The sequence below is a fragment of the Falsiroseomonas oryziterrae genome, from assembly GCF_021864505.1.
In the GTDB taxonomy this organism is placed as follows: domain Bacteria; phylum Pseudomonadota; class Alphaproteobacteria; order Acetobacterales; family Acetobacteraceae; genus Falsiroseomonas; species Falsiroseomonas oryziterrae.
In genome coordinates, this window is record NZ_JAKJIB010000234.1 from 1 (window position 1) to 6,662 (window position 6,662).

6 protein-coding genes are annotated in these 6,662 nt (G+C 71.1%); 2 read left to right on the forward strand and 4 right to left on the reverse strand.

The window, feature by feature from the left end:
• Positions 1-52: 52 nt before the first annotated feature.
• Both L2I40_RS16550 and L2I40_RS16555 read right to left on the reverse strand, forming a co-directional pair.
• Positions 53-1,342, reverse strand: a complete 1,290-nt coding sequence (locus tag L2I40_RS16550; RefSeq protein WP_237216299.1) for an amidase — start codon at positions 1,340-1,342, stop codon at positions 53-55.
• A 65-nt stretch (positions 1,343-1,407) separates the two neighbouring features.
• The gene (locus tag L2I40_RS16555; protein ID WP_237216300.1) at positions 1,408-2,073 is read right to left on the reverse strand and encodes a GntR family transcriptional regulator; all 666 of its coding nucleotides are present in this window, start codon (positions 2,071-2,073) and stop codon (positions 1,408-1,410) included.
• A gap of 123 nt (positions 2,074-2,196) precedes the next feature.
• Between L2I40_RS16555 and L2I40_RS16560 the strand changes: the two genes are divergently transcribed.
• A complete protein-coding gene (locus L2I40_RS16560) occupies positions 2,197-3,063 on the forward strand; it encodes an isocitrate lyase/PEP mutase family protein (RefSeq protein ID WP_237216301.1) in 867 nt (288 codons plus the stop codon).
• Between the two features lie 107 nt (positions 3,064-3,170).
• Here L2I40_RS16560 and glnA read toward each other — a convergent pair whose 3' ends face one another.
• Positions 3,171-4,607, reverse strand: coding sequence for a type I glutamate--ammonia ligase (glnA, locus tag L2I40_RS16565; RefSeq protein WP_237216302.1), 1,437 nt, complete (start codon positions 4,605-4,607; stop codon positions 3,171-3,173).
• Between the two features lie 187 nt (positions 4,608-4,794).
• On the reverse strand, positions 4,795-5,133 hold the full coding sequence (locus L2I40_RS16570) for a P-II family nitrogen regulator (RefSeq protein ID WP_237216303.1): 339 nt from the start codon (positions 5,131-5,133) through the stop codon (positions 4,795-4,797).
• Positions 5,134-5,452: 319 nt separating this feature from the next.
• On the opposite strand from L2I40_RS16570, the gene L2I40_RS16575 reads away from it, so the two are divergent.
• The gene (locus L2I40_RS16575) at positions 5,453-6,643 is read left to right on the forward strand and encodes an aminotransferase (protein ID WP_237216304.1); all 1,191 of its coding nucleotides are present in this window, start codon (positions 5,453-5,455) and stop codon (positions 6,641-6,643) included.
• The last annotated feature ends 19 nt before the right edge of the window (positions 6,644-6,662 follow it).

The window sequence follows — 6,662 nt, forward strand, 5'->3', positions numbered from 1 at the left end:
GCAGCCGCCATCGCGGCGGCGAGTTCGGCCGCGCGGGCGGCCCAGGCCTCGTTCATGCCGGCCTCCGCGCGCGCCAGGGCGTCGCGCGCTCATAGGCGTCGGCGAGCCCGATCATCGCGGCTTCGCGGCCGGGCGGCACCATCGCCTGCCACGCCAGCGGCAATCCGCCGGCGGAGAATCCGTTGCACTGCACCAGCGCGGGCAGGCCCGCGAGGCTCGCCGGCGTCAGCATCGTCTCCATCGTGAAGGCGGTGGACTCCGGCTCCACGCCGAGCCGCGGCGGCAGGTGCAGCGGGCCGAAGCCCAGCAGCACGTCGTGCTCCGCCCAGAGCGGCTCCAGCGCCTCGGTGAAGGCGCGGCGGAAGCGCTGTGCGGCGAGGTAGTCCACCGCACGCACGCCGATCCCTGCCAGCAGCTTGTCGCGCAGCGCCGTACCCATCACCGCCGCGCGGTCACGCAACTCCGCCTCGTGGATCGAAGCCGACTCCGCGGCGCCGATCAGCCGCGCTGCGTCGAGGCAGTTCGACGTCGGCCACGGCAGGCGCACCTCCGTGATGCGCGCGCCGAGCCCCGACAGCACGCCGAGGCCTTCCTCCAGCGCGGTGGCGAGTTCGGCATCCGCCGCGGGCAGCCCGGGACCCGGATCGCGCAGCACGCCGACGCGCAGGCCGCGCGCGTCCTGCCCGCACGCGTCGCGCAGCCTCGTGCCGCAGAGCGCATCGGCGACGATCGCGGCGTCCTCCACCGTCCAGGTGATCGGGCCCGGTCGGTCCATCGAGAAGGTGTTGGGCAGCGCGCCTTCCATCGGCAGACGCCCCGGCGCGAGCAGCAGCCCGACGCAGCCCGTCGCCGCCGCTGGCAGGCGGACGGAGCCGGTGGTGTCCGATCCGATGGCAAAGAGCGCCATGCCCGTCGCCACCGCGACGCCGGCGCCGGTGGAGGAGCCGCCGGTGAATCGCGCGCGGTCCCAGGGATTCCGCGCAGGCGGGAAGGGGAGGTCGAAATGCTCGGCGCCCGTGCCAGTGCCGTATTCCCAGGTCGCGAGCTTGCCGATCAGCACCGCGCCCGCCGCGCGTGCCGCGGCGACCAGCGGTGCGTCGGCGGTCGCGACGCGCCCGGCGCGCAGGCGCGAATTCGCCGTGCAGGGCAGCCCGGCGACGTCGAAATTGTCCTTGATGCCCCAGGGGATGCCCGCGAGCGCCCCGGCGGGATGCGCGGCCGCGCGGGCGCGCGCGCCCTCCGCATCGAGGTGATGGACGGCGTGCAGCGCGCCGTCGAGCGCCGCGACGCGTGCAAGGCACGCCTCGAGCACCGCGGCCGGATGCAGCTGCCCGGCGGCCATTGCGGCGAGCGCCGAGGCGACCGTCGGGACACTCGATTGTATGCAAGGTGTGTGCAAAGCGTCCGTCATGCGGCACGCCTGCCGGCCTGCGCGGAGCCCGCCGCGAGAAAGGCGGCCTTGCCCGCCTGGACATGCGCGCGCATCACCGCACCGGCCCAGGCCGGATCACGCGCGGCGATCGCGGCGATCATCTCGCGGTGCTGGTCGAGGCTGCGCCGCAGCCCGGCAGCATCGAAGTTCCGGAAGTTCCGCAGCACCATCGGCGCGACCGCCAGGCCGTCGAGGATCGCGCGGCAGCGCGCCTGGCCGCTCATCTCCCACAGCGCGCGGTGGAAGCGGACATTCGCCGCCGAGATCGTCTCGAGCGCATCGAGGTCCCCGCCCGGCAGCGCCGCCTCCGCCGCGTCGCAGGCAGCCCGCATCGCGGCCAGCGCGGACTGGTCCGCCACCGTCGCGGCATGCTCCGCCGCATGCGCCTCGAGCAGCGCGCGCAGCGTGAAGATCTCCTCGGCGTCCTGGCGCGACCACTCGGCGGCGAAGGCGCCCTGGTTCGGAACCACGCGCAGCCAGCCTTCGGCATCGAGGCGGCGCAGCGCCTCGCGCACCGGCGTGCGGCTCACGCCGAGCTGCGCGGCCAGCTCCTCCTCCCGCAGATGCGACCCGGGGGGATAGGTCCCGTCCGCCAGCCGGCGGCGCAGCGCGAGATAGGCCTGTTCCGAGGCTGTCGCCACCTGCTCCCCCGGTCGCGGAGGGCCGTCCTGGCCCCCTTGTGAAATACATCGTCCCGTCAGATGTATGCAACGAAAGGCACCGGCGCAAGCACTCTCGCGCGCCCCGCCACAAGGGAGATCCCGATGCCCCGCACGTCGCTGAAACCGCTCCTCGCCCGCGGCAAGTGCCTGGTCGCGCCCGGCGTCTTCGACCTGATCTCGACCCACATCCTGAACCGCCACGGCGCCGAGGCGACCTACATGACCGGCTTCGGCGTCGTCGCCTCCGCGCTCGGCCTGCCCGATGTCGGCCTCGCGACCTACACCGAGATGCTCGACCGCGCGCGCCGCATCGCCGAGTTCTCGAAGGCGCCCGTCATCGCCGACGCCGACACCGGCTATGGCGGCCTGCTGAACGTGCGCCACACCGTGCGCGGCTACGAGGCAGCGGGCATCGCCGCGATCCAGCTCGAGGACCAGGAATTCCCGAAGAAATGCGGCCACACGCCGGGCCGGCGCGTCATCCCGCTGGCCGACATGGTGCGCAAGATCGAGGTCGCGGTGGACAGCCGCTCCTCCGCCGATTTCCTGATCATCGCGCGCACCGATGCGCGCAGCTCGCTCGGCCTCGACGAGGCGCTGCGCCGCGCGGAGGCCTTCGCGAAGGCCGGCGCCGACATCCTCTTCGTCGAGAGTCCGGAGAGCGAGGCCGAGATGGAGGCGATCGGCCGCGCCTTCCACCAGCCGCTGCTCGCCAACATGGTGGAGGGCGGCCGCACGCCGATCCTGTCGCGCGCGCGGCTCGCCGAACTCGGCTTCCAGGTCGCGATCTACCCGGCCGCCGGGTTCCTCTCCACGGCGGCGACGCTCGATGCGCTGTACCGCCACCTGACGGCGACCGGCAGCAGCCTCGAATCACCGGTGCCGATGTTCGACTTCAAGGCGCTCACCGAGGTCCTCGGCTTCCCTGACGTCCACGCCTTCGAGCGGCGCTGGGCCGAGACGCCGTAGCAGCCGGAGAGGATCCGGCCCCCGGACACGAAAACGCCGCGCGGCGGGGCCGCGCGGCGCTGGAATGCATGGTGGCGGGGGCCTGGCGGGCCCCCGCGCAGGTCCGGTCAGACCGAGTAGTACATCTCGAACTCGACCGGGTGCGGGGTGTGCTCGAACTTGTACACCTCGCCCCACTTCAGCTCGATGTAGGACTCGATCTGGTCCTTCGTGAACACGTCGCCGGCCAGCAGGAACTCGTGGTCGGCGGCGAGGGACTGCAGCGCCTCGCGGAGGCTGCCGCACACCGTCGGGATGCCCTTCAGCTCTTCCGGCGGCAGGTCGTAGAGGTCCTTGTCCATCGCCTCGCCCGGATGGATCTTGTTCTTGATGCCATCGAGGCCGGCCATCAGCATCGCCGCGAACGCCAGGTAGGGGTTCGCGCCCGGATCCGGGAAGCGCACCTCGACCCGCTTGGCCTTCGGGTTCGTCGCGTACGGGATGCGGCAGGACGCCGAGCGGTTGCGCGCCGAGTAGGCGAGCAGCACCGGCGCCTCGAAGCCCGGGATCAGCCGCTTGTAGGAGTTGGTCAGCGGGTTGGTGAAGGCGTTCAGCGCCTTGGCGTGCTTGATGATGCCGCCGATGTAGTACAGCGCCGTCTCGGACAGGTCGGCATAGCCGTTGCCCGCGAAGACCGGCTTGCCGTTCTTCCAGATCGACTGGTGCACGTGCATGCCGCTGCCGTTGTCGCCGTAGATCGGCTTCGGCATGAACGTCGCCGTCTTGCCGTAGCTGTGGGCGACGTTGTGGATGCAGTACTTATAGATCTGCAGGTGGTCGGCCATCTTCACGAGCGTGCCGAACTTCATGCCGAGCTCGTGCTGCGACTGCGCCACCTCGTGGTGGTGCTTCTCGATCACGACGCCCATCTCGCCCATGGTCGAGAGCATCTCGGCGCGCAGATCCTGCTCGCTGTCCACCGGCGGGACCGGGAAGTAGCCGCCCTTGACCACCGGGCGGTGGCCCATGTTGCCCTCGGGGTAGTCCTTCAGGCTCGCACCCGGCCCCTCGACGCTGTCGAGCTGGTAGATGCCGTAGTTGCCGCCCGTGCCGAACTTCACGCTGTCGAACACGAAGAACTCGGCCTCGGGGCCGAAGAAGGCGGTGTCGCCGATCCCCGTGCTCTTCAGGTAGGCCTCGGCGCGCTTCGCGGTGGAGCGCGGGTCGCGCGAGTACATCTGGCCGGTCGACGGCTCGATAATGTCGCAGAACAGGATCAGCTGCGGCTTGGCGGAGAACGGATCCATGCAGGCCGTCTCGGCGTCCGGCATCAGGATCATGTCGGACTCGTTGATCGCCTTCCAGCCGGCGATCGAGGAGCCGTCGAACATGATGCCTTCCTCGAAGACCTCGGGCTCGATCGTCGAGACGTGCTGCGCGGTGTGCTGCCACTTGCCGCGCGGATCGGTGAAGCGGAAATCGACGTATTCGACGCTGTGCTCCTTGATCATGTCCATGACCTTGGAGACGGCGCCATTGCCCCCGCCTGCCGGCTTCTTCGCCATTGCTGTGTGTCCTGATCCCCTGCGTGTCCCGGTCCCATGTGCCGCGCGGCGGAGGCCGGTCCCCGTCGCGCGCCCAGTTCGCCGCCGCCCCGTTTTGAAGGGACGCCCCCGGCGATCCGGTCTGCCCGCGTCACGCCGGAGGCAGGCCTCCGTGGCGTGGTGCGCGGGCCAATCCCTGTGCCCGCGGCTACACCGCTTCCTCGCCCCGCTCGCCGGTGCGAATCCGGACCACGTCCTGGATGTCGCTGACGAAGATCTTGCCGTCGCCGATGCGGCCCGTGCGCGCGGCGGCGGTGATCGCCTCGATCGCGCGCTCGGCCAGGTCGTCCGGGCAGACCACCTCGATCTTCACCTTGGGCAGGAAGTCCACGACGTATTCGGCGCCGCGATAGAGCTCCGTATGGCCCTTCTGGCGGCCGAAGCCCTTCGCCTCCACGACCGTCAGCCCCTGCAGGCCGATCTCGTGCAGCGCATCCTTCACCTCGTCGAGCTTGAAGGGCTTGATGATGGCCTCGATCTTCTTCATCGGCTCCGTCGCTCCGCACGCCGCGCTGCCAGCATGCGATCCATCACCCGGGGTCCACCCGCATGGCCGCCGTCTCCGGTCGCCACGGGCGGTGCCGGCGGTCAGGCCGGCCGGCGCGGTTTTGCATGGGCCGTGCCACCCAGACAACGCCGCCCGCCGCGGAATCTCGCGCTGGCGTCATTCGAGATGACCACAGACGGGGCAATCTGCCTAGACATGCGGCAGGCACTGCTGCTGGCCGTTGCGAAGACCGAGACGCATCGCCATTCTCCGCTCCCCCGCGGGCCGGCCCGGCCCGCGCGCCCACCGGAACCGCGCCGTGAAGTCCCAGAACGACCTGCTCTCCGCCACCGGCACCACGATCTTCACCGTCATGTCGGCGCTCGCCGTGGAGCATGGCGCGATCAACCTCGGCCAGGGCTTCCCGGACTATGACGGGCCCTCCGACGTCATCCACGCCGCCGCCGCCGCGCTGCTCGACGGCCGCAACCAGTACCCGCCCATGACCGGCCTGCCCGAACTGCGCGAGGCCGTCGCCGCCGCCAACCGCCGCTTCTACGGGCTCGAGGTCGACCCGAAGGCCGAGGTCGTCGTCACCTCCGGCGCCACCGAGGCGATCACCGCCTGCCTGATGGCAGTGCTGAACCCGGGCGACGAATGCGTGCTGATCGAGCCGCTCTACGACACCTATCTGCCCGTCGTCCGCCTGCTCGGCGCCGTGCCGAAGCTGGTCCGCCTCAGCCCGCCGAAATGGGAGCTGCCGCGCGCCGAGCTCGCCGCCGCCTTCGGCCCGAAGACCAAGGCGATCCTGCTCAACACGCCGATGAACCCGGCCGGCAAGGTGTTCACCGCCGCCGAACTCGCCTTCGTCGCGGATCTCCTGCAGCGGCACGACTGCTACGCGATCTGCGACGAGGTCTACGAGCACCTGACCTTCGACGGCTGGAAGCACATCCCGCTGATGACGCTGCCGGGCATGCGCGAGCGCTGCATGCGCATCGGCAGCGCCGGCAAGACCTTCAGCCTGACCGGCTGGAAGGTGGGATACGTGACCTGCGACCGCTCGCTCGCGCCCAACGTCGCCAAGGCGCACCAGAACCTGACCTTCACCACGCCGCCGAATCTGCAGCGCGGCGTCGCCGTCGGGCTGATGAAGGACGACCGCTACTTCGCGGAGCTCTCCGCGACGCTGCAGGCCAAGCGCGACCTGCTCGCCGCCGGCCTCGCGCGCCTCGGCTTCGGCGTGCTGGAGACGCAGGGCAGCTACTTCGTCACCACCGACGTCCGCCCGCTCGGCTGGACCGGCGACGACGTGGCCTTCTGCCGGACGCTGACACAGGAGGCGAAGGTCACCGCCATCCCGGTGACCGCCTTCTACGCCCAGCCCGACGCGCCCAATCACTACGTCCGCTTCGCCTTCTGCAAGGGCGACGCGGTGCTGACCGAGGCGCTGCGCCGGATCGAGGCCTGGCTCGCGGCGCGCCGCGGCACGGCGGCGGCCGTCGCCTGAGCGTGCGCCGCCTCGCCCC

Coding starts and splice junctions, on each gene's coding strand:
- glnA (WP_237216302.1), bottom strand. CDS start 4,607: ATGGCGAAGAAGCCGGCAGGCGGGGGCAATGGCGCCGTCTCCAAGGTC.
- L2I40_RS16570 (WP_237216303.1), bottom strand. CDS start 5,133: ATGAAGAAGATCGAGGCCATCATCAAGCCCTTCAAGCTCGACGAGGTG.
- L2I40_RS16560 (WP_237216301.1), top strand. CDS start 2,197: ATGCCCCGCACGTCGCTGAAACCGCTCCTCGCCCGCGGCAAGTGCCTG.
- L2I40_RS16550 (WP_237216299.1), bottom strand. CDS start 1,342: ATGGCCGCCGGGCAGCTGCATCCGGCCGCGGTGCTCGAGGCGTGCCTT.